Origin of the sequence: Streptomyces sp. NPDC017890 (assembly GCF_044328675.1) — a bacterium.
Lineage (GTDB): Bacteria > Actinomycetota > Actinomycetes > Streptomycetales > Streptomycetaceae > Streptomyces.
Genome location: NZ_JBIRHU010000036.1, coordinates 23,354 through 44,561 on the forward strand (window position 1 = coordinate 23,354; position 21,208 = coordinate 44,561).

Below are 21,208 nucleotides of genomic sequence, written 5' to 3' on the forward strand. Positions count from 1 at the left end.
CTCCTGAGCTCGGGGCTGCGGGCGCCCGGCTGCTCCGCACAGTCCACGGTCCGAACTGACCGCTTGCAGTCGCCGACCTGGGGCCGGAGACCGCCGCCGCCCAGTTCGTGGGTGAGCGTGGCCATCGGCACGATCTCGCCCGGGCGGCGGCCGCGGGTGAGGCGTTCGCGGATGCGGGTGCGGGTGCGAGTGCCGCCGGGCTGACTACGTGGGGTTCGCCGCCGGTGCCCGCGCCCGCCGGGCGGGACGGAACCTTCCGCGTCAGCGGCTCCTCTACCCCAGCGGCCGGTCCGCGACCTCGCCGCCAGTGCAGTGCTGTCCGACCGGTGCGCATCGGCGTCCGCGTCTCCCCCGGTCCGATGCGGGCCATGGTGGGCCTGGGGCACTTGCTATAATCGACCGGTCAGCCTTCGGCGCCCCAGGACGGGTGCGCGCGAAGGCTTTTTTCATGCCTTCTCACACATCTGCCTCCGGCACACCTCCTACCACCTACCGTGACCTGCTCCGCAACCGTGAATTCGTCGGCCTGTACGCCAGCTTCACGCTGACGGTGGCCGCGAGCACCTTGTCGGGCTTCGCGCTCGGCACGCTGGTCGACCAGCAGACCGAGTCCCCGTTCCTGACCGCTGTGAGCATGTACGGCGCCACCTTCGCGACGGTACTCGGTGCGCTGACGCTGATGTCGGTCGCGGACGGAAGCCGTCCTCGCCGGACCCTCGTCGCCCTCCAGTGCGTCTCGCTCGTAGGTGTTGCCGCACAGGCGGTTCCAGGGCTGTCGCTCGCCGCCCGGTTCGGTCTGCTCCTCGTACTGGGGTTCTTCCAGTCCCTGGGAACGGGCACACGGATGGGGCTGCTCGCCGAGGTGGTGCCGGCCTCCACCTATGCGCTGGCACGTTCGCTGATGAACATCACCTCGGGAGGCACTGCCATCCTCGGCTACGCCATCGGCGCCGCACTGTTGCGGTACCTGAGCCCGCAGGAGGTCTTCGCCGTCGCGACAGCCCTGACCGGCGGTGGATTGATCATCGTCGCGGTGACGGTCCGGGAACGCTCGATTCGTCTGACCCGTCGCCCTGGACTGCGCCAGACCTGGACGACGAACACCGAGCTCTTCTCCCACTCCGGCCAACGCGCCCTGCTGCTGAACCTGTGGGTCCCCAACGGCCTGATCGTCGGCTGCGAGGCCCTGTTCATCTCCTACGCCCCACATCACGCCGGCGTCTTCCTTGCCGCCGGATCGGCAGGCATGCTCCTCGGTGACCTGACTGTGGGACGGTTGTTCACCGCCGAGCAGCGACGCCGCTACGCATTCGCCCTGCGACTGCTGCTCGCCGCCCCCTACCTGCTGTTCGCCGTCCACCCGCCCGTGCTGGTGGCGACAGGCGCGGTGTTCATCGCCAGTGCCGGTTTCGCTGCCACCCTGCCGCTCCAGGAGCAGCTTCTGGAGCTGACCCCTGATCCGGTCCGTGGCCAGATCCAGGGAGTTGAGTCCGCCGGCCGGATGACGTGGCAAGGTATCGGAGCCGCGATCGCCGGCGGCATTGCCCAGCACTTCACTGCCGGCACGGCCATCACCTTTGTGGCCGCCGTCTCCATCGCCATCACCGTCTTCTCCCGGCCCTTCGTGGTCCGCGCCCGAGCCGTCCGCGTCCAGGCGGCCAACGCATAGAGACCCGCACGACGGTGCGAGCGGCGGGCGCGGCCAGATGCGCCCGCCGCGTCTCGCTACTCGCCGACAGCGTCCGGGGCACGGAGGGGCCGCAGGCCGCCGGGCAGGTCGTCCTTCGCCTGCACACCGAACTCGGAGGCGATGGCCTCGACATCGCGAACGCGGAGGTAGGCCAACGTCAGAAGGAGAGGCCGGGCCACGATGCGACGGGGTCTCCGCCCACGGCGCCAACGCGCCGTCGCCCATGCGGTTCCCCGACGAGATACTGCACGTCTTCGACGGTGGCGCCTGGGACGAAGATCGGAGTGCCGCCGTCAAGCTCCCCGAGAGGGAGACCTCCAGGTCACCTCGCCAAGGCCCGAGAAACGGGGCGGGCTCTCCGACGTAGCTGCGAGCTCTTCCGCGGCACCGCGTGGCAGGCCGACGACCGCCTCTCGGCAGTGTCGTCGTGACGGTCCACAGCCGCGCGCTGGGCTCTGTCAGCGATGCAGGAGAAGCCGGTGTTCCGCGAACCGGCACACCGCGTCAGGCCGGAGGAATACGGAACTCGAATTCGGGACGGTCCCACGGCACGGCGGGCGGGTATGCGAGCGCGGTTCCGGTCCGCACTGCACCGACGCGGTGGTAGAAGTCCGCTGCGGGAAGATGCGACACGACCTTGACACGGTCGAGCCCGGCGCCACGGGCCTCGGACTGCATGTGCGCAACGAGCAGTCGTCCGATCCCCCGTCCTTGCGCTTCGTCGGCGACGAACAGCAGGTCGAGCTCCGGTGGAGCGAGGACGAGCGAGTAGAACCCGAGGACCCGGTCTCCGTTCTCGTCGGCGCCGACGGCTACGAAGACGCGGTGGACCTCGATGTAATCAGGACCGACCCGGTAGCCCTCGACTGCGGCCGAGTACTCACCCTCGTAGGCGCCTGAGCCCCGCACGAGCCGCGTGAGCCGTTTGGCGTCCCGCGCGACGGCCCTCCGTATCGTGACCGGCTGGCTGATCGGGGAAGTGCGTGAACCCATCGGGACAGTATGTCGCACCGAGGTCCCCCCTCAGGATGTTCCTCGGTGGGGCCGCGCCGTCTCACCCGTTGTCACGGAGAGATCGCGCAGGCGACGGGTCATCTGGTTCCGTTCTACGGGTAACGTCGAGGTATGAGTCATCCGCACCCCGAACTGAAAGCCGCCCCTCCCCTTCCCGAAGGAGGGCTGCGAGTCACCGCCCTGGGCGGCCTGGGTGAGATCGGCCGCAACATGACCGTCTTCGAGCACGCCGGCAAGCTGCTCGTCGTCGACTGCGGTGTGCTGTTCCCGGAGGAGACCCAGCCCGGCGTGGACGTGATCCTGCCGGACTTCACCTCGATCCGGGACCGGCTGGACGACATCGTGGCCGTCGTCCTCACCCATGGCCACGAAGACCACATCGGCGGCGTGCCGTACCTGCTGCGCGAGCGGCGCGACATCCCCGTCGTCGGTTCCAAGCTGACCCTGGCGTTCCTGGAGGCCAAGCTCAAGGAACACGGCATCCGGCCGCGCACGGTGCGGGTGCGGGAGGGCGACCGGCGGCGCTTCGGCCCCTTCGACTGCGAGTTCGTGGCGGTCAACCACTCCATTCCGGACAGCCTCGCGGTGGCGATCCGCACCGGCGCCGGGATGGTGCTGCACACCGGCGACTTCAAGATGGACCAGTTCCCCCTCGACGAACGCATCACCGACCTGCGCGCCTTCGCCCGCCTCGGCGAGGAGGGCGTGGACCTGTTCCTCACCGACTCCACCAACGCCGAGGTTCCCGGCTTCACCACCTCTGAGCGGGAGCTGAATCCGGCGATCGAGCAGGTGATGCGCACCGCGCCGCGCCGGGTCATCGTCTCCAGCTTCGCCAGCCATGTGCACCGCATCCAGCAGGTCCTGGACGCCGCGCACCAGCACGGCCGCAAGGTCGCCTTCGTGGGCCGGTCGATGGTCCGCAACATGGGCATCGCCCGTGACCTGGGCTACCTGAAGGTCCCGTCCGGTCTGGTCGTGAGCACCAAGGAGCTGGAGAAGCTCCCGGACCACAAGATCACTCTGGTGTGCACCGGGTCCCAGGGCGAGCCGATGGCCGCGCTGTCGCGGATGGCCAACCGCGACCACGTGATCCGCATCGGCGAGGGCGACACCGTCCTGCTCGCCAGCTCGCTGATCCCCGGCAACGAGAACGCCATCTACCGGGTGATCAACGGGCTCACCCGGTGGGGCGCCCATGTGGTCCACAAGGGCAATGCCAAGGTGCACGTCTCCGGTCACGCCAGTGCCGGCGAACTCGTCTACTGCTACAACATCGTCAAGCCCCGCCACGTCATGCCGGTGCACGGCGAGTGGCGCCATCTGCGGGCCAACGGCGACCTCGCCATCCGTACGGGTGTCGCCCCCGAGCGGGTCGTCATCGCCGAGGACGGCGTCGTCGTCGACCTCGTCGACGGGCGGGCGTCCATCACCGGCAAGGTCCCTGCGGGCAACGTCTACGTGGACGGCATGGAGGTCGGCGGCGCGACCGAAGCGTCTCTGAAGGACCGCCTCACCCTTGCGGAGGAAGGCGTGGTCACGGTGGTGGCGATCGTGGACGCGGACACCGGCGCCCTCGCCGAGGCTCCCGACTTCCTGGCCCGGGGCTTCGTCCATGACGACGCCACCTTCGAGCCCGTCATCCCCGTCATCGAGAAGACCCTGGCCACGGCGGCCGAGGAGGGCGTCGGGGACGCGCACCAGCTCGAACAGCTCGTCGCCCGCGCCGTGGCGAACTGGGCGTTCCGCACCCACCGCCGCAAGCCCCTCATCATCCCCGTCATCATCGACGCCTGAGTCATGGCCCGGCGGCCGGTGCCCCCCCCCCGGTACCGGTCGCGGCCCCGGCGGCACCGAGGTCGGCAACGGGAGCCGGCAGCCGCTCCAGGAAGCCGGGGCGGCAAGACGTCCACACAATGAGTCATCGGCAACAGGACTCGGGCCCTCCGACGGAGGACCCGGGCCCGGCGGGTGATCGGTGGGCGGTCAGGGGTTGCGGGTGAGGAACCGGTCCCGCTTGTCCAGCCGGCCCCCGTGCCCGCAGCCTCCCGATGCGGGCACGGTCCGCAGATCCTCTGGCAGGGTGATCCCTTCCGGCGCGTGTGTGCCGCCGCTGAAGCAGCAGGCCTGTACGACCTCGCGAGCGGTGTTGATGCAGATCGCCACCGTCGTCCTCGCCCGGGTCAGCGCCGGCACCCGGCAGCGGTTCACCCCGACGCCCCCACCGGGCGGCGGATTACCGCCGCCCGGCAGAGGCCGGTGCGTTGTGCGGCGCTCTCCGGCTCAGCCGAAGTTCACGTCGCTGCACCACATGTAGGCCTGGTCGAGGTGCGAGGCCTGCCAGACCACGAACAGGACGTGGTGTCCGGTGTAGCCGGAGGTGTTGACGTTGAACCTGATGTCCTGCGCCGGGGCGAAGCGGCCGGTCTGCGTGATGAAGTCGAGGTTGCCCCAGCCCAGGGTCTGGGTCTTGGGGTTGAAGCCCTGCTTGCTCACGTAGACCTTGAAGTAGTCGGCACCATGGGACGCCTGGTCGTGCAGCTGGACCGTGAAGTTGCTGCTGACGTTGGTCGTCTTCCACTGCCCGGGCTTGTTCAGGCTGGCGTTCCTCGAAAGGTTGTTGCTGCAGAGCGTCCCGTCCGGGGTCCGCGCCTGGAACTGACCACCGAGGCCGTCGCGGAGCGCGCTCATCCAGTTCCACATGGTGTCGGGGTTGGCCTGGAACGCCTGATAACACATGGGGTCTTCGGTCTGCATGGCCGGGCTCGTGTGGTTGCTGCCCCACGTCTTCCAGCACTGGTACGCACGGGAAGCGGGGTCGACGATGGTGCCGTGAGCCTGGGCGGGAGCCGACCAGGCCAGTGCGCCGACAACCACGGCGAACAGCATGACGAGCGCCTGGAGAGGCCGGCGGAGGGTTGATCGCGAACGCCCGGTTAACGGACTCTGATTGCGCATGTGGGGGGAACTCCTTCCAGTTGCAAAGCTGTGATGGGAGCGCTCCCAACGCTACGTCTCCTGAGTGAAATGTCAATGAAACAAACGAAGTTGGTTACAGGTGCGGCTGCGAGCTGGGAATCTGCCGTGAGCCGGGAGCCAGAACCGCCTCCGGGTCCGGGTCCGGGAAGCGAGATCGCGGCCTGGACCGGTGTGCGGGGCGATGCCAGGCGGAGGGACGTTCGCGGTGCGGCAACGGGGCCTGGTTCTGGCGTGAGGGCTGTCCAGTACCGCAACACCCGAGATCCCAGCTCCCGACAGCGCGTCGGCTTTTCCGGGCAGGGCTGCCCCGCGGCGAGCGGACGGCACGGTTGCGGCTCGGCCGTGGGGCGGAACTCCTCCGCCCGCAGCCGGGCAACCACCTTCCACTCCTCCGACAATCCCAGCCATCACCTGCGTCGGCCAACCCGCCTTTTGAGAAACAGAATTGGGCCAGCCGGCCCTGACACAGCGACACCGGGAACATGCCTGGTCAAAGTAGCCCACCCATCACTTCTGGAGGGACATCGGCTCACCAGGACGCCGCGCCATCTCGCGGTCTTGCGGATCCTGAGCAACAGGGGAGACTGCTACACGACCGGGCCCGCGCGGTCCCGGGCAGCACCACGCCAAGCAGGCCGATCCACCGTCACTCCACCGAGATGAGGCCTCATGAACCGAACCCGAACCACCGTCAGCGCGGTCGCCGTGACCCTGTTCACCGCCGGCCTCGCCGTCAGCCCGGCAGCCGCCGCCGAGACGAAGGCCCGCGTCGGAGCCGACTGGGCAACTCAGTCGATCTCCTTCACCGCCGCCGCAGGACAGACCAACAGCCTGAACATATTCTCCATGTACACCAGCGACGGGATCCGGCGGATCGGCTTCAGCGACGTGGTCCCGCTCGAACCGGGCGACCACTGTGCGTACTCCAGACCCGAGGAGACCACCTCCGTCGTCTGCGAACTGCCCGCCGACAGCCCCCGGCCCGACAGGATCGACGTCTTACTCGGCGACGGCAATGACACGATCGCCGCCTTCACCCCCGGGATCGGCACCGTCAGCGGCGGCCCCGGCGACGACGAACTGCACGCCCACACCGCACGCACCGTGCTGGGCGACGCGGGGAACGACATGGTCATGGGACCCGCAGCCCTGCACGGCGGCGACGGCACGGACCACCTGATGGGCGACAGCAGCAACCAGCAGCTCTGGGGCGGCCAGGGCGACGACATGATCCAGGGCTACGGTGGTGACGACACCGTGCACGCCGGCCCGGGCGACGACCACGCCATGGGCGGGGACGGCCGCGACATCATCCTCGGCGGCTCCGGCAACGACACACTGGACGGCGAGGGCGGCGACGACCTCGTCTGCGGTGGCACTGGAAAGGACGCCCTCGAGGGCGGAGCCGGCCGTGACATCGTCCTCCCGTAAGTACGCTTCCATGCCCGAAGGCCCTGAGACGACACGCTCGACTTCATGCTCCGCGGGAAGTGTTTCGAGCACATCCGACCGCGCCTGAGAAATCCTGGAAATCGCGGGTCAGCACGACAGGGATCACGACACGGCGCTGCGGCGAGGCCGGCGCAGGAGCCGTCGGTGAGGATCGCCCCGACCGGCCGGATCCTGGCGGGTCAGCACGGCCCGGCCGGCGAGGGGGGTGGACTACCTGTGCGCAGAACTCGATCGCGTCTTCGCCGAGGAGGGCTTTGCCGCACCGTCCGGTACGAGGAGCCGGGCCGGGCCGATGTCGACGTGAGCCGCACTCGTCGATTCAAGGAACTTGTCGCTCCGGCACGCGAACCGGACCGACGCCCCCTTCGCCGCCGCCAGGGTGCGCTCCCCCGTCTTCAGCACGGTGAACATCCGGGGCCGGTCCCGTCGAGGCCCGTCATCCAGCCTCCAGGTGACTCGGATCGCGAAATCCGGCGTAACCTGCGGTAACCGGGACGGCGTGGCAACGGCATCAGGAAGCAGGGACGGGCTCCAGCCGGTAGGCGTCCCCGTGGGCGACCACGCGGCCGGCGGTGGGCGGTGCGAAGTGGGTGCCGAGGAGGACGGTGTCCGTGCCGACGAGGGAGCCGAGCAGCTTGCGGCGGGTGGCCTCGGACTGCTGCGGGTCGATGTCGACGCAGGCGCCGATGACGGGGTGGGAGAGCTGGACGGGGTGGTGGACGCAGTCGCCGGAGATCAGCGCCGTCTCACCCTGGCTGGTCAGTTCCACGGCGACGTGGCCGGGGGTGTGGCCGGGCGTCGGGATCAAGCGCAGGCCGGGGGTGATCTCGGCCCCCTCGTGCGGGACGTCGACCGTGCTCAGCAGACCCGCCTGTTCGACCGGGAACACGGAGTCGCGGAACATCTGTTCGCGTGCCTCCTCCAAGTCGTACGTGGCCCAGAACTCCCGCTCGGCGCGAGCGGTGAGGTAGCGGGCGTTGGGGAAGGTGGGGATCCAGTCGCCGTTCACCTGCCGTGTGTTCCAGCCGACGTGATCGGCGTGCAGGTGAGTGAGAATCACCAGGTCGACGGAGTCCGGGGGGAAACCGGCGGCGGTGAGGCGCTCCAGGAAGTCGGTCCGCAGATCGTGCCAGGCCGGGTTGGCCCGCTCCTTGCCGTTGCCGATGCCGGTGTCCACGAGAACGCGCAGCCCGTTCACGACGAACGCGAAGCTGTGGCTGTCGATGTGCAGAATTCCGTCCTGGTCGGCGAAGTGGGGGTGCAGCCAGTCCTGGGCGGTCACCACCTCAGGGGTGGCGTCGGGCAGCAGCCAGGGTCCGGTCGCGGGCGGCAGGGCGACTTCGTCGATGCGGTGGACGGTGACGCCGCCCACGGTCCAGGAGGGGGTGGGGGTGGCGGCTGGGGAAGGGCGCATTGTGTGTCGTTTCCTTTGTGCTCTGCAGCGCGAGCGGTCGGTTGTTCTCTTCAGCGGGAGCGGTCGGCTTCGGGGCGGGCCGCCCCGTGTCGTGACGCGGTGAGTGCCGCCAGGGCCGCCAGGGCGAGAAGCGCGGCGGTGATGGCGTAAGCGTGTGAGGTGGTCCCCAGCCCGTAGTACTGGGTGGCGGCGCCCGCGGCGACGGCGGGCAGGCTCATGGAGAGGTAGCTGAGGGTGTAGTAGGCGGCCAGTGTCGCGGCACGGTCTTGCTCGTCGAGCGAGGCGAGGAACAGGCGAGGAACATACGCAGCGCCCCTTGGGAAACGGCGCCGAAGGCGATGCCGGCCAGCACCGCGCCGCCGTAGACGGCGGGCAGCCCGGCACCGTGCAGCCAGCAACAGGGCCAGGGCGTACGCGCTGAAGACCACGGTGACGGCGGAGAGCGGAGAGGCCCCACCGGTCCTGGTAGAGAGGGTAGAGCGGGGTCGGAGCGCTGGACGCGGCCAGGAGGGCCGCGAGTACCGACACGTCGAGGGCGAAAGAAGCCGTGCGCCTCTTCGTATTCGCACGGGTGCGGGTGGCGTGGTGAGCGACGTGCGCGGGTGCGTCGGAGAACGCGGGTGTGTCGGCCACCGCTTGTACGTCGGAGATGACGCCGGGCATGGGGCTCCTTCCATAAAAGCAATGGGTTTGCGTTAACCCGACCGTAGGCCCTACGGTCGGGTTAACGCAAACCGTTAGCTTTTGGCGTGGAATGCTCGTGGTCACGCCCCCTGATCAGGAGAAACCTGTGCCCTCCGTTGAACTCACGCCCCCCGAGGCCGCCCGCTGGGCCGCCCGTGCCGGACTTCCGCTGCCCGATGACCGTCACGCCGCGGTCGCTGCCACCGCCCACCACATCCACTCCGTCGTCGCGGTCCTGCGTGAGCTGGACTTCGGGGACACCCCGCCCGCCGGCGCCTACCGCGCCGGAAAGGAGAAGCACGATGCAGCCGTATGAGCTGACCCTCGCCGACGCCGCGCAGCAGATCAGGGCCCGCCGGCTGTCCCCCGTCGAGCTGGTGGACTCGGTCCTCGACCGCATCGACCAGGTGGACCCGCACGTCGAGGCGTACGTCGCGGTCACCGCTGAGCAGGCCCGCGGCTCGGCGCGGGAGGCCGAGCAGGAAGCGGCCCGCGGCGTGTTCCGGGGGCCGTTGCACGGCGTCCCGGCCGGGCTCAAGGATCTGATCGACGTCGCCGGTTCACCCACCAGCGCCAGTTCCCTGGTCCGGACCGGTCACCGCGCCTCCGCCGACAGCACGGTCGCCGCCCGGCTGCGGGCCGCAGGCTCCGTCCTGATCGGCAAGACCCACACCCACGAGTTCGCCTACGGCCTGACCACCCCTCAGACCGGCAACGCCTGGGACCGCGGCCGGGTCGCGGGAGGCTCCAGCGGCGGATCCGCCGTCGCGGTGGCGGCCGGGGCGGCGACCTTCGCCCTCGGCACCGACACCGGCGGGTCGATCCGGGTTCCCGCCGCGCTGAACGGAGTCGTCGGCTTCAAGCCGACCTACGGGCTGGTGCCGCGCCACGGCGTCACGTCACTGTCCTGGTCGCTGGACCACGTCGGCCCGGTCACCCGCACCGTCGAGGACGCGGCCCTGGTCCTGACCGTCCTCGCCGGGCACGACCCGCGAGACCCCGCCTCACTGGATGCCCCCGCCGTCGACCACCGGCCGGAACGGGAGCCGGACCTGGCGGGCGTGCGCGTCGGAGTGCCGCGCAACTACTACTTCGACCATGTCGACGCGGAGGTGGAGGCCGCCGTCCGCCGGGGCATCGCGCAGCTGGAGACGCTCGGCGCCCATCTCGTCGGGATCGACATCCCGATGACCCGGTACGTCCAGGCCACCCAGTGGGGGCTGATGGTGCCGGAGGCCACCGCCTACCACGAGGGCACACTGCGCACGGTCCCCGAGCTGTACCAGGCGGACGTCCGCATCCTCCTGGAGGCCGGTGAGCTGATGGGCGCGGGCGACTATCTGCGTGCCCAGCGCTCCCGGACGCTCATGCGGGAGGAATGGGCCCGCCTTCTGGAGAAGGTCGATGTGATCGCCGCCCCGGCGGTCCCGATGACCGCGGTGAAGGCCGGTCAGGAGAGCGTCACCTGGTCCGACGGCTCGACCGAGGCCGTCTCCGATGCCTACGTGCGCCTGTCCTCCCCGGCCAACATCACGGGAGTGCCCGCTCTCTCCGTCCCGGTGGGCCACGACACGGCGGGCATGCCGATCGGCATGCAGCTGCTCGGACGGCCCTTCGGCGAGCGGCAGCTGCTACGGGTGGGCCACGCCTACGAGCGGACACAGCCCGCCCGATCGCTCGCGCCGACCGCCTGAGAGCGGCGCGCGGGCCGGACGGTTCCGGCCCGGCCCGTACGCCGTTCGACTCCGGTCGGCATCAGGACCGGATGCCCGCAACGAGGAGACCGGCGGGGGCCCGGCGCGGCCGTCGAGCCGGCCCGCTCCTCCTTAAACGCAATATCTGTGCCTTAAGGTGGAGGTATGAGTCGTAAGCCGATGGTGCGCCCCGGCGGGCGCAGTGCACGGGTCCAGGCTTCGGTGCACACCGCTGTCCGCGACATCCTGTCGGAGCGGGGTCGCGACGCGGTGACCGTCCCACTGGTCGCCCAGCGCGCCGGAGTCACCCCCTCGACGATCTACCGCCGCTGGGGCGACCTTCAGGCGCTGCTGTCGGATGTCGCGGTGGAACGCCTGCGGCCCGACACCGCGCCTGCGGGCCACGGAGACCTGCTGTCCGACCTGACAGTCTGGGCCGAACAGTTCCTCGACGAGATGTCGTCCCCCTCCGGCCGCGCCTACATTCGTGACGCCCTGCTCGGCGACCCGGACGGCAGCAACGCCGGCCAGTGCTCGGCCTACGCGGCCGAACAGGTCGACGTCATGCTCGCCCGCGCGATCGGCCGGGAGGAGAGCACTCCCGACGTCGAGACGGTGATGGACCGGGTGGTCGCCCCCATGATGTACCGCATCCTCTTCCGCCCGGCCGGACTCGACGCCACGTACGCCCGTCGGCTTGTGACCGAGCTCCTCGACCCGGGCACAGAACACCCCCGCCCATGATCTACCCTCCTCGCGGCCCGTGTAGGGGGCGTCGCCCGAATTCACCGTTGCTCATGCCCGCGGGCCACCGCGGCTCGGGCGAGGCACGGGCCTTCGGCTTGTGGCGTGGTCCGGGGAGATCATCGAGCTGGTCGGTGTACGGCGCCGCGGCGGCCATGACCTTCTTGGCGACTTGTCCCACGGGAGTCGGTGGCCGCGGCGAGGCGGCCGTAGGCGTCGCGACGGCAAAAGGTCAGGCCGCCTGAGTGAGTTCTGCGCGGCCGAAAAGGATCGCGTAGCCGGAGGGGAGCTGGGTGAGCATGCGGTCGAGCAGGCCGGGTCCGGCGATGCGGGCGACGACACCCAGGACGGACCCGACGTCCCAGCGGGTGGTGGCCAGGGAGCCGCCGGTGCGGGCGGCGAGGTCCCGGACGAAGGCCCAGCCGGTCATGGAGTCGGTTCCGGGGATCTGGGCGGCGAAGATCTGCGCGGCCTCGCGGGGCAGGCGGGCGGCCAGTTCGACGCGTTCCTCGCCGGTGATGCGGCGGCCGAGGGCGGCCAGGACGGTGGAGACGATTTCCTCGGCCCGCTCGCGAGTGGGGTAGGCGCCGTTGTAGCGGACCTGTTCCAGCATCTGTCCGTACGACATGGCCGGGGTCGTGGTGACCGTCTCCGGGGCCGTCTGGGTCTGCATCGGTGAAGGGTGCCTTTCTCGCTCGTGGGCGTGTCGGTTGTGTGGGCCGGTGGCCGCCGACGCGGCAGGTTTCAGTCATCGGATGTGGTGGCGAGGGTGGTGCCGTTGTGCGGCCGGCCGAAGAGAAGGTCGTATCCGGGTGGGAGTTGCAGCAGGACGCGGCGGGTGAGCTCCTCGCCCGCCGCGTCGGCGGTCACGCTGAGCACGGCGCCGACGTCCCAGGCTGCGGTCCGTTCGGTGGCGCCGTCGATCCAGGCCGCGGTGGCGCGTACGAACCGTTCGGCGGAGAGGGGTTCGGCGGCCTGGAGCGGGTTGAGGAGGATCAGGGCGAAGGTCTCCGGGAGCCGGGCGGCAAGCTCCACCCTTACCTCGCCCACCAGGTGCGCGCCCAGGAGCCCCAGCACGGTGCGTGCGGCACGGTCCGCCTCCGCACGGGTCTTGTACTCGCCGCGTTCCTGTACCTCGTCGAGGAACACGTCCCAGTGCATGGCCATGGGGGTCCTCCTTGCCCTCACGGTTTCGTACCGGCGGGCGGAGGGCGGGTGCTGCGGGCAGACCGGGTCCGCCCTCCGTCACCGCGGTGGCTGCGTGTCAGCCGGAGATCTCCTTGCGCCCCTGGTCGGCGCCGATGGAGATCTTTCGGGGCTTGGCGCGCTCAGCGATCGGCACGCGCAGGGTGAGCACACCCGCGTCGTAGTCGGCACTGATGTGCTCGGTGTCGAGTGTGTCGGCCAGCATCACCTGGCGGGAGAAGACGCCCAGGGGCCGCTCCGAGAGCTCCATCTGCACGTCGTCGCTCTTGGTGACGGGCCGGCGTTCGGCCTTGACGGTCAGCATGTTGCGCTCGACGTCGATGTCGATCGCGCCCGGGTCGACACCGGGCAGGTCGAGGGCGATGACGTAGGCGTCCCCCTCACGGTAGGCGTCCATGGGCATCGCCGTGGGACGCGACCAGGTGCCGGACGTGTTGCCGAACAACTGCTGGGTGAGCCGGTCGAACTCACGGAAAGGGTCGGTACGCATCAGCATCGTGAAGCACCTCCACTACGAACAGAACCGCTCATGCGCTGCTTCCTGTATTTCTTGTAGCATGTCATCGAAACGATGACAAGTTCAGATGTCACCTGTCGGGTGACGCCTTCGAGTGGAGGTGAATCATGACCGCAGACCCCCAGAAAGCCGGTACGCAGCCCGCGTCGTTCCTTGCCGCCGAGGCGGCACTGGCGGCGATCGACGAGGCCGTCCACACCGCCCAGGCACATGAGCCCGAAGGGCGGCTCAGCAGCGAGGTCAGTTCCGACCAGGCACTCGCCGCGCTGCTCCTCCTGCGCCAGGTCCGCGCCCATCTCGCGGGCTGGGAGACGGGTCTGATCGAAACCGCACGTTCTGCGGGGGCCAGCTGGGCCGATCTCGCCCGTCCACTCGGCGTCGCCAGTCGGCAGGCCGCCGAACGCCGCTATCTGCGCCTGCGCCCCGGGGCCCCCGGCACCACGGGCGAACAGCGCGTCCAGGCCGCCCGGGACCGCCGCGCCGCCGACCGCACTGTCACCGCCTGGGCCCGCGGCAACGCCGGCGACCTGCGCCAGCTCGCCGGTCAGGTCACCGCTCTCACCGGTCTCCCCGCTGAGGCCCGTACCCCCCTCTTGCAGGCACTCGGCCAGGACGACGCCGGCGGACTCATCGGTCCGCTGGCCCGCGCACGCGATCACCTTGCAGCCGACCACACAGAACTGATCACCCGCATCGACGCCCTGACCCGCCACGCAGAGCAGGTCCGTGCATCAGCGAACAGCGAACGCCGGCCTCCGGAATGAATCGTGAGGGGGCGACAGCGCCGAGGAAACGACAGGGCCGTCACCCCCGGATGCGCTCCAGGTTCGGCCGTGGCGCTTGCGGCGTGGGCCACGGCGACCGCAGTGCATCTTTGCGGGTGAGCCTGCTTCCCGTGCTGGAGGCAGGTGCCTCCGACGGGTGTGTCCGTAGAACCACGCCAGGCGGGCGCGCGGTGCTCATGCGGTTCGTCGACTACGAGGCCGGGAGCGTCCTGGTCGCCGGACGCGAACTGCGCGAGGTCGCGGGCAGCGCCGCCCGCCGCGTCATCACGGGGATGACCCAGGACGCCCATGTCTTCCACACGACGATCCTCGCCAACCTGCTCCTGGCCCGCCCCGACGCCACGGACACCGACCTGCGCGAGGCGGTGCGCAGGGCCCGGCTCCTGGAGTGGGTCCAGTCGCGGCCCGACGGCTGGGACACCCTCCTCGGCGAGGACGGTACCGCCATGTCCGGCGGCCAGCGCAGTCGTCCGCTGCTGGCCCGCGCGCTGCTCGCCGATCGGCTCGTCCTCGTCCTCGTCCTCGTCCTGGACGAGCCCACCGAAGGACTCGACCCCGACCCCCGCCGCAGCCGTGCTGGCCGACATCCTCGACGCCACCCGCGGTCGCACCACGCTCCTGGTCACCCACGACCCAGGGGTGCGGGCCTTTGATCATTGTGTGACCGGTCTCGCGCCGCAATGACGCGTGTAGGCCCTGGACTCCCGCAGTGTCGGCGGTGCGCAACCAGGTAAGTGCTCCTACTGGCGGTGTTGGCCGCTGCGCTCCGGCGGCACGGTGGCGGGATCGGTCGGCGCGGGTGCAGGCACGGTCGGGGCGGGTGCGGCGGGCGGGCGTTGGACGGGGACCGCCCGCACGACGGGAGTTCGGACGGCCGCCGAGCCTTGGCTAATCTGCATGGGTGACCATCGACCTGACCCTGCTGCCGCGTGTCGCCTATCGCGGACAGGAGGTCACCGCGCCCCGGCTCCGTGGTCTCATCGCGCTGCTCGCGGACGACGTGCGCGCGGGCTGCAGTACCGAGAGGCTGGTGGCGGGGCTGTGGCCGGACGAGTTGCCGGAGCGTCCGGGAAGGGCGCTGCAGGTCCTTGTGTCCAGGGCGCGGGCGCAGCTGGGCGCCGATGTCCTCGCGAGCACGCCGACCGGATACCGGCTCGCCCTCGCCGAGGACCGGGTCGACAGCTCCGCCCTGCTGCTGCACGCCGCCGCGAGCGCGGACCGGGCCAGGGCCGGGGACCACGCGGGGGCGCTGGCCGCGGCCGAGGCCGGGCTCGCGCTGTGGGAGGGCACCCCTGCCCTGGTCGGCGACACCGACGACCCCGTAGCCGCGCTACGCACCGAGCGCGCCCCCGTCCGCGGCACGCTCGTACGCGCGCAGGCCCTCGCGCTCGCCCGCCTCGGACGGCACGCGGAGGCGGCCGGGCCGCTGGCCGTAGCCGCCGCTGAGCATCCGCGCGACGAGGAGGTGCTCGCCGAGTTACTGCGCGGCGTGGCGGCGACGGCGGGCCCGTCCGACGCGCTGACGCGGTACGAGGTGTACCGCCGTGAACTCCGCGACGAGCTCGGCACAGATCCGGGCGCAGGGCTCAAGGCCGTCCAGCGGGAGTTGCTGCGCGGCGAGGCGGCCGTGGTCCGGCACGGCGTGCCGCACGAGCCGAACCCGCTCCTCGGCCGGGATGAGGACATCGCGGCGGTGCAGCGGCTGCTGCGCGCCTCCCGCGCCGTCACCGTCGTCGGTCCCGGCGGCCTCGGCAAGACCCGGCTCGCGCACGCCGTCAGCCGCCGGGCAGAGCAGCGCGTGGTGTATTTCGTGCCGCTCGCCGGCGTCACCGCGGACGCGGACGTGGCCGCGGAGGTGGCCTCCGCGCTCGGCGCGGGCGAGGGGCGGCCCGGCGCCGTGGGCGGCCGCACCGCCGCCGACCCGGTGTCCGGCATCCTCGGTGTGCTCGGCTCCGCGCCCGCACTGCTGGTGCTGGACAACTGCGAGCAGGTCGTCCGGGGCGCCGCCGACCTCGTACGGGCCCTGGTCGCGGCCTCGAAGGACCTGCGGGTGCTCGCCACCAGCCGGGCCCCGCTCGGCCTGACATCGGAGGCGGTGTACGCGCTGCCGGAGCTCGCTCTCTGCACCTCCATCGAGCTGTTCACACAGCGGGCCCGCGCCGCCCGGCCCGGCGTGGAGCTGCCGCCGGACACGGTGGCCGAGCTGTGCCGCCACCTCGACGGGCTGCCGCTCGCCGTGGAGTTGGCCGCGGCGCGGGTGCGGGTGCTCTCGGTGCCGGAGATCGCCCGCCGCCTCGGCGACCGGTTCGCACTGCTGCGCGGCGGGGTGCGGGACGTGCCGGAGCGCCACCGCACACTGCACGCGGTCGTGGACTGGAGCTGGAACCTGCTCGACGAGGACGCCAGGGCCGCGCTGCGCACGCTGTCCGTCTTCCCCGGCGGCTTCACCGGTGAGGCGGCGGAGCAAGTGCTCGGCGAGGACGCGCTGTTCCTCCTTGAGCAGTCGGCCGATCAGTCGCTCCTCACCGTCGCCGACACCCCGGCCGGCGTGCGGTTCCGGATGCTGGAGACCGTACGGGAGTTCAGCGCGGTCCGGCGCGCGGAGGCGGGCGAGGAAGGGGAGGCCATCGGCCGGTTTCTCGCCTGGGCGCGGGACTTCGGGGTCGCCCACCACGACTGGTTCTTCGGCTCGGAACCACGGGTCGCCTGGGAGCGGATCAGGGCCGAGCAGGACAACCTCGTCCTGGCCCTGCGACACGCCCTGGCCCGGTCGGACGGCCCCACCACCACCGCCCTCACCGCCGTCCTCGCCGCCCTGTGGTCCATCGGTTCCAGCTACCCCCGCCTCACCGCCCTCGCCGCGGACACCGGCCCGACGCTGTCGCACTACCACCCCGAACCCGAATACGTCGAAGTCGCCCGCGCCGCCGCGGTGATGTGCACGGGGAGCCTGTTCATGGGCTACGGCCCGCACGCCGTACGCCAGCTCGTCACCCTCCGGCGGCTGCCCCCGGCCCCGCCGGACACACTGCTGCGCGCCATCGCGGTGGTGCTGAGCGCGGTGCCCGAGATGCTGCCTCCCGACTACCAAGTGCTGCAGAAGCTCTGCGACAGCGAGCAGCCGCTGCTCGCCGGTGTCGCCGAGTGCGTCGCCACCTACGTCTGGGAGCACGAGCACGACATCGACCGCGCGTTCGCCTCGGCTCACCGGATCATCGCCGCACTGGCGCCGGTCGACAACCCGTTCCTGCAGGTCATGGGACACGCCCGGCTGAGCGAGCTGTGTTTGCAGATGGAGCAGGGCGAGGCCGCGTACGGGCACCTCAAGTCGACGCTCGAGGCACTGCTGCGACTCGGTGACGAGCACGACTCCATCGGCGTCCGCGGGAGCCTCGTCCTCGCCTGCCTGCAGCGCGGCGACCCCGACGAGGCCGAGGACTGGCTACGGCAGGCGGAGGGCGACAACGCCTCGCAGCAGGACGACTTCCACGGCCCCGGCCTCGGCGGACGTGCGGAGATCGCGCTCACCCGCGGACTGACGGAGGTCGGGCTCGGCTTGTGGCGCAGCGCCGTGGAGGGGATGGCCGAGGCCGGCCCGGTGTACAGCGGCGACCCTTTCCTCGACCGGTGGGTGCTGCAGATCCAGTCGGCGGCGGTGACGGCGCACGCGCACGCGGGACGGCTCGAGCTGGTCGCGGAGCCGCTCGGCCGGCTGCGGAAGGGGCTGCGGGCCCTGCTCTCCGGTCCGCCCGGCTCGCCCATGGAACTCCCTGTGGCGGGGACGGTGATGCATGCGCTGGGCATGGCGGGGCTCGCGTCCGGCGACGCCTCCGCCGTACGGATGATCGCGCTGGCCGAACGGCTGCGGGTGTTGCGTGAGTTCTGTCCGACGATGTCGGCGGCCCGTGCCCGGAAGGCGGCCGAGGACGCTGACAGAGCGGCGTACGCCGACGCGGTGTCTGAGTACGCCGCTCTGCAGCGGGACGAGCTGCGGGAGGCGGCCCGCGCTGTCATGGCGGTTACTTCGGGTCGCGGTTGAACAACGCCGTCGACCAGCGATAGCCGAGGGCGGTGAGGCCGACGCACCAGGCGATCGCGATCCACCCGTTGGCGCCGATCTCGGTGCCGAGCAGCAGGCCACGCAGGGTCTCGATGGCCGGCGTGAACGGCTGGTACTCGGCGATCGGCTGGAACCAGCCCGGGATCGCGTCGATGGGGACGAAGGCGCTCGAGATGAGCGGGAGGAGGATCAGCGGGTATGCCATGTTGCTGGCCGCCTCGGGGTTCGGGCTGGCCATGCCCATCCCGACCGCGATCCAGGTGAGCGCGAGGGTGAACAGGGCAATCAGTCCGAACGCCGCCAGCCACTCCACGGCCGTGGCGTCAGTGGACCTGAAACCGATGGCCACGGCGATGGCACCGACGAGGACCAGGCTGGCGAGCACTTGCAGCACGCTGCCGACGACGTGCCCGACGAGCAGAGACCCGCGGTAGACCGCCATCGTACGGAAGCGGGCGATCAGGCCCTCCGTCATGTCCATGGAGACGGAGATCGCGGCCCCGATCACGGTGCTGCCGATGGTCATCATCAGGAGGCCCGGGACGAGGTAGGCGATGTAGTCGGAGCGGTCGGCGCCACCGCCACCGATGCCCGCGCTCATCACGCCTCCGAAGACGTAGACGAAGAGCAGCAGCAGCATGATCGGCGTGAGCAGCAGGTTCAGTGTCATGGACGGGTAGCGCCGGGCGTGCAGGAGGTTGCGGCGCAGCATGGTGGACGAATCACGCACGGCGAGGGAGAAGGCGCTCATCGGACAGCCTCCTTGGTCTGGCTGGGCTGGTCGGGGACGCGGGCGTCGCCGCCGGTCAGGGCGAAGAACACGTCGTCGAGGTCGGGAGTGTGCACGGTCAGCTCGTCCGCCTCGACACCTGCCGAGTCCAGCCAGTCGAGGATCGAGCGCAGCTCGCGCTGGCTTCCGTCACTGGGGATCTGCAGCGCCAGGGATTCGTCGTCCCTGGTCGCCTCGCGCAGGGCGACGGCGGCGGACCGGTACGCGGCCGGGTCGGAGAACCGCAGCCGCACGTGCCCGCCCGGGATGAGCCGCTTCAGCTCGTCCGCACTCCCCGCGGCGGCGATCTTGCCGTTGCTCAGCACCGCGATGCGGTCGGCGAGTTCGTCGGCCTCCTCCAGGTACTGGGTGGTGAGGAAGACGGTGACGCCATCGGAGACGAGCTCGCGGATGATCTGCCACATGTTGTGGCGGCTGCGGGGGTCGAGGCCGGTGGTGGGCTCGTCGAGGAAGATGATCCGAGGGGTGCCGACCAGGGTCATGGCGAGGTCGAGGCGGCGTTTCATGCCGCCGGAGTAGGTGGAGACGGGCTTCTTGGCGGCCTCCACCAGGTCGAAGCGCTCGAGGAGTTCGGTGGCGGTGTGGCGGCCCGCGGTGCGGGTCAGGTGATGAAGGTTCGCCATGAGGAGCATGTTCTCCTCGCCGGTGATCAGGCCGTCGACGGCGGAGAACTGCCCGGTGACGCCGATCGCGGCCCGCACGGCCTGCGGGTCGGTGGTCACGTCGTGGCCGCCGACATGCAGGTCGCCGGCGTCGGCGGTGACGAGGGTGGAGAGGATCTTGACGGCGGTGGTCTTGCCCGCGCCGTTCGGCCCGAGCAGTGAGAAGACGGTGCCGGCCGGCACCGTCAGGTCGATGCCGTCGAGGACCGTCTTGTCCCCGTACGCCTTGCGCAGCCCCTCGGCCGCGATGGCGAAAGGGTGCGATGTCGTTGTCGTCATGCCGCAGAGTTTGCGGCAGGGCGCATTCAGCGCTGTTTCACGATGCTTTCAGTGCCCTGAAACCGGGGCGGCGGAGGGAACGGGCGCGGCGCGGCCTCGCATGTACGCAGCGGAGTACCGGCCGTCGCCGGCCTCACCAGCCGACTCGGGACAGATGAGCCGACAAGAGGGTGACCGCGTACTCGCTGTGTCAGCGGTACGTCGGCGTCGAGGTTCGGCTGGACGGTGAGAGACCGGAGCTTCTTCACAGAGCCCCGTTCAGCGTTGATCTGCCTTCCCGTCCAGGGACGCTCGGTCCCACCGGGGGCCGACGCGGTGTCCCCGCTCGCGCCGGGCGGCGGGCAGGGGGTGGCGGCGCGAGGGCGAGCGGCACGGGGAACTCCACCCTCCAGAGGGGACCCGGCACCATGCATTAGTTCGGGGATGCGCAACGCGCAAGCGCGCACGCCGCGAATAGTCGAGGGACCATTGAGGAATGGAAACAGCACGCTGCGGCTGATCGCCTTTTATGGAAGCGGTCACCAGCGCCACACTCACCTTCGGTGGGGGGTGCCTGGCTCGTGGCGCTGCTGTAGCGGTGCTGAGGCGCGATCCTGATTGATTGAAGTTCGGCGCTCTGCGGATGCCGAGAACGTGACACCGGCTCCGTCCCAGGGACATCCGCGGCCACTACCGGCCGCACGAGGAAGAAGGAGAAACCATCATGGCGATTCAGCGGATGGACAACGTCGGCATTGTCGTCGGGGACCTGGATGCCGCCATCGCCTTCTTTGTGGAACTCGGTATGGAGCTGGAGGGCAGGGCGGAGGTCGAGGGGATCGTCGCCGACCAGTGCACCGGACTCGACGGCGTCCGCTGTGACATCGCGATGGTCCGGACCCCGGACGGTCACAGCCGGCTCGAGCTGGCGAGGTACCGCAGCCCTGCGGCGACCAGTGCCGGGCCGCGCAACCCCCCGCACAACATTCTGGGCACGCATCGCGTCATGTTCGCCGTCGACGACATCGAGGACACCGTTGCCCGCCTGCGCACCCACGGCGCCGAACTCGTCGGCGAGATCGCCCGGTTCGAGGACAGCTATCTCCTCTGCTACCTCCGCGGTCCGGAGGGCATCATTGTCGGACTGGCCGAGCAACTGCGCTGCTAGGCAGTTTCGTTTGGATCAGTCGGTCGTTGGTTCGGGTGTGCCGTTGACTGATGCGCAGTGGGCGCGGATCGAGCCGTTGCTCCCGGACCGG

The 21,208-nt window shown here is 70.6% G+C and carries 20 protein-coding genes; 10 read left to right on the plus strand and 10 right to left on the minus strand.

The window, feature by feature from the left end; all coding sequences use genetic code 11:
• Window positions 1-448 precede the first annotated feature (448 nt).
• Window positions 449-1,669, plus strand: a complete 1,221-nt coding sequence (locus tag ACH4F2_RS32965) for an MFS transporter (RefSeq protein WP_398136412.1) — start codon at window positions 449-451, stop codon at window positions 1,667-1,669.
• 525 nt (window positions 1,670-2,194) lie between these two features.
• Here the strand turns inward: ACH4F2_RS32965 and ACH4F2_RS32970 are convergent.
• Window positions 2,195-2,683, minus strand: a complete 489-nt coding sequence (locus ACH4F2_RS32970) for a GNAT family N-acetyltransferase (protein ID WP_398136413.1) — start codon at window positions 2,681-2,683, stop codon at window positions 2,195-2,197.
• Window positions 2,684-2,815: 132 nt separating this feature from the next.
• Here ACH4F2_RS32970 and ACH4F2_RS32975 point away from each other — a divergent pair, with 132 nt between their 5' ends.
• Window positions 2,816-4,501: a ribonuclease J gene (locus ACH4F2_RS32975; protein ID WP_398136414.1), complete on the plus strand. Its 1,686-nt coding sequence runs from the start codon at window positions 2,816-2,818 to the stop codon at window positions 4,499-4,501.
• Between the two features lie 189 nt (window positions 4,502-4,690).
• Here the strand turns inward: ACH4F2_RS32975 and ACH4F2_RS32980 are convergent, their stop codons facing one another.
• Both ACH4F2_RS32980 and ACH4F2_RS32985 read right to left on the minus strand, forming a co-directional pair.
• Window positions 4,691-4,870, minus strand: coding sequence for a hypothetical protein (locus ACH4F2_RS32980; RefSeq protein WP_398136415.1), 180 nt, complete (start codon window positions 4,868-4,870; stop codon window positions 4,691-4,693).
• A 117-nt stretch (window positions 4,871-4,987) separates the two neighbouring features.
• The gene (locus ACH4F2_RS32985) at window positions 4,988-5,593 is read right to left on the minus strand and encodes a lytic polysaccharide monooxygenase (RefSeq protein ID WP_398136416.1); all 606 of its coding nucleotides are present in this window, start codon (window positions 5,591-5,593) and stop codon (window positions 4,988-4,990) included.
• A 759-nt stretch (window positions 5,594-6,352) separates the two neighbouring features.
• Here ACH4F2_RS32985 and ACH4F2_RS32990 point away from each other — a divergent pair.
• Window positions 6,353-7,114 (plus strand): calcium-binding protein, encoded by a 762-nt coding sequence (locus tag ACH4F2_RS32990; RefSeq protein WP_398136417.1) that lies wholly within the window; start codon window positions 6,353-6,355, stop codon window positions 7,112-7,114.
• 532 nt (window positions 7,115-7,646) lie between these two features.
• Here ACH4F2_RS32990 and ACH4F2_RS32995 read toward each other — a convergent pair.
• Window positions 7,647-8,549 carry an MBL fold metallo-hydrolase gene (locus tag ACH4F2_RS32995; protein WP_398136418.1) on the minus strand — a complete coding sequence of 301 codons (903 nt, stop codon included), beginning with the start codon at window positions 8,547-8,549 and terminating at the stop codon, window positions 7,647-7,649.
• A gap of 50 nt (window positions 8,550-8,599) precedes the next feature.
• Window positions 8,600-8,767 (minus strand): hypothetical protein, encoded by a 168-nt coding sequence (locus ACH4F2_RS33000; RefSeq protein WP_398136419.1) that lies wholly within the window; start codon window positions 8,765-8,767, stop codon window positions 8,600-8,602.
• Between the two features lie 572 nt (window positions 8,768-9,339).
• Between ACH4F2_RS33000 and ACH4F2_RS33005 the strand changes: the two genes are divergently transcribed.
• The 3 genes from ACH4F2_RS33005 (at window position 9,340) to ACH4F2_RS33015 (ending at window position 11,671) form a co-directional block, all read left to right on the plus strand.
• Window positions 9,340-9,549 carry a hypothetical protein gene (locus ACH4F2_RS33005; RefSeq protein ID WP_398136420.1) on the plus strand — a complete coding sequence of 70 codons (210 nt, stop codon included), beginning with the start codon at window positions 9,340-9,342 and terminating at the stop codon, window positions 9,547-9,549.
• The gene (locus ACH4F2_RS33010; protein WP_398136421.1) at window positions 9,536-10,927 is read left to right on the plus strand and encodes an amidase; all 1,392 of its coding nucleotides are present in this window, start codon (window positions 9,536-9,538) and stop codon (window positions 10,925-10,927) included. Before ACH4F2_RS33005 ends, ACH4F2_RS33010 begins: the two co-directional genes overlap by 14 nt.
• 165 nt (window positions 10,928-11,092) lie before the next feature.
• Window positions 11,093-11,671 (plus strand): TetR/AcrR family transcriptional regulator, encoded by a 579-nt coding sequence (locus ACH4F2_RS33015; RefSeq protein ID WP_398136422.1) that lies wholly within the window; start codon window positions 11,093-11,095, stop codon window positions 11,669-11,671.
• Window positions 11,672-11,903: 232 nt separating this feature from the next.
• Here the strand turns inward: ACH4F2_RS33015 and ACH4F2_RS33020 are convergent, their stop codons facing one another.
• From ACH4F2_RS33020 to ACH4F2_RS33030, 3 genes are all read right to left on the minus strand, one after another.
• Window positions 11,904-12,344 carry a DUF2267 domain-containing protein gene (locus ACH4F2_RS33020; protein ID WP_398136423.1) on the minus strand — a complete coding sequence of 147 codons (441 nt, stop codon included), beginning with the start codon at window positions 12,342-12,344 and terminating at the stop codon, window positions 11,904-11,906.
• A 71-nt stretch (window positions 12,345-12,415) separates the two neighbouring features.
• Window positions 12,416-12,838 carry a DUF2267 domain-containing protein gene (locus ACH4F2_RS33025; RefSeq protein WP_398136424.1) on the minus strand — a complete coding sequence of 141 codons (423 nt, stop codon included), beginning with the start codon at window positions 12,836-12,838 and terminating at the stop codon, window positions 12,416-12,418.
• A 97-nt stretch (window positions 12,839-12,935) separates the two neighbouring features.
• Window positions 12,936-13,373, minus strand: a complete 438-nt coding sequence (locus ACH4F2_RS33030; protein ID WP_398136425.1) for an Hsp20/alpha crystallin family protein — start codon at window positions 13,371-13,373, stop codon at window positions 12,936-12,938.
• 128 nt (window positions 13,374-13,501) lie between these two features.
• Between ACH4F2_RS33030 and ACH4F2_RS33035 the strand changes: the two genes are divergently transcribed.
• The 3 genes from ACH4F2_RS33035 to ACH4F2_RS33045 all read left to right on the plus strand — a co-directional run bounded on the left by ACH4F2_RS33035 (window position 13,502) and on the right by ACH4F2_RS33045 (window position 18,218).
• Window positions 13,502-14,158: a type III effector protein gene (locus ACH4F2_RS33035; RefSeq protein WP_398136426.1), complete on the plus strand. Its 657-nt coding sequence runs from the start codon at window positions 13,502-13,504 to the stop codon at window positions 14,156-14,158.
• Between the two features lie 131 nt (window positions 14,159-14,289).
• Entirely contained in the window at window positions 14,290-14,832 is a 543-nt protein-coding gene (locus tag ACH4F2_RS33040) for an ATP-binding cassette domain-containing protein (protein WP_398136427.1), read from the plus strand.
• A 248-nt stretch (window positions 14,833-15,080) separates the two neighbouring features.
• A complete protein-coding gene (locus ACH4F2_RS33045; RefSeq protein WP_398136428.1) occupies window positions 15,081-18,218 on the plus strand; it encodes an ATP-binding protein in 3,138 nt (1,045 codons plus the stop codon).
• On the opposite strand, the gene ACH4F2_RS33050 is transcribed toward ACH4F2_RS33045, so the two are convergent.
• Together ACH4F2_RS33050 and ACH4F2_RS33055 are read right to left on the minus strand one after the other, a co-directional pair.
• Window positions 18,199-18,990, minus strand: coding sequence for an ABC transporter permease (locus tag ACH4F2_RS33050; protein ID WP_398136429.1), 792 nt, complete (start codon window positions 18,988-18,990; stop codon window positions 18,199-18,201). The genes ACH4F2_RS33045 and ACH4F2_RS33050 overlap by 20 nt on opposite strands.
• On the minus strand, window positions 18,987-19,970 hold the full coding sequence (locus ACH4F2_RS33055; protein ID WP_398136430.1) for an ATP-binding cassette domain-containing protein: 984 nt from the start codon (window positions 19,968-19,970) through the stop codon (window positions 18,987-18,989). The genes ACH4F2_RS33050 and ACH4F2_RS33055 overlap by 4 nt, the downstream gene beginning before the upstream one ends.
• A 703-nt stretch (window positions 19,971-20,673) precedes the next feature.
• Here ACH4F2_RS33055 and ACH4F2_RS33060 point away from each other — a divergent pair.
• Window positions 20,674-21,117 (plus strand): VOC family protein, encoded by a 444-nt coding sequence (locus ACH4F2_RS33060; RefSeq protein ID WP_398136431.1) that lies wholly within the window; start codon window positions 20,674-20,676, stop codon window positions 21,115-21,117.
• The last annotated feature ends 91 nt before the right edge of the window (window positions 21,118-21,208 follow it).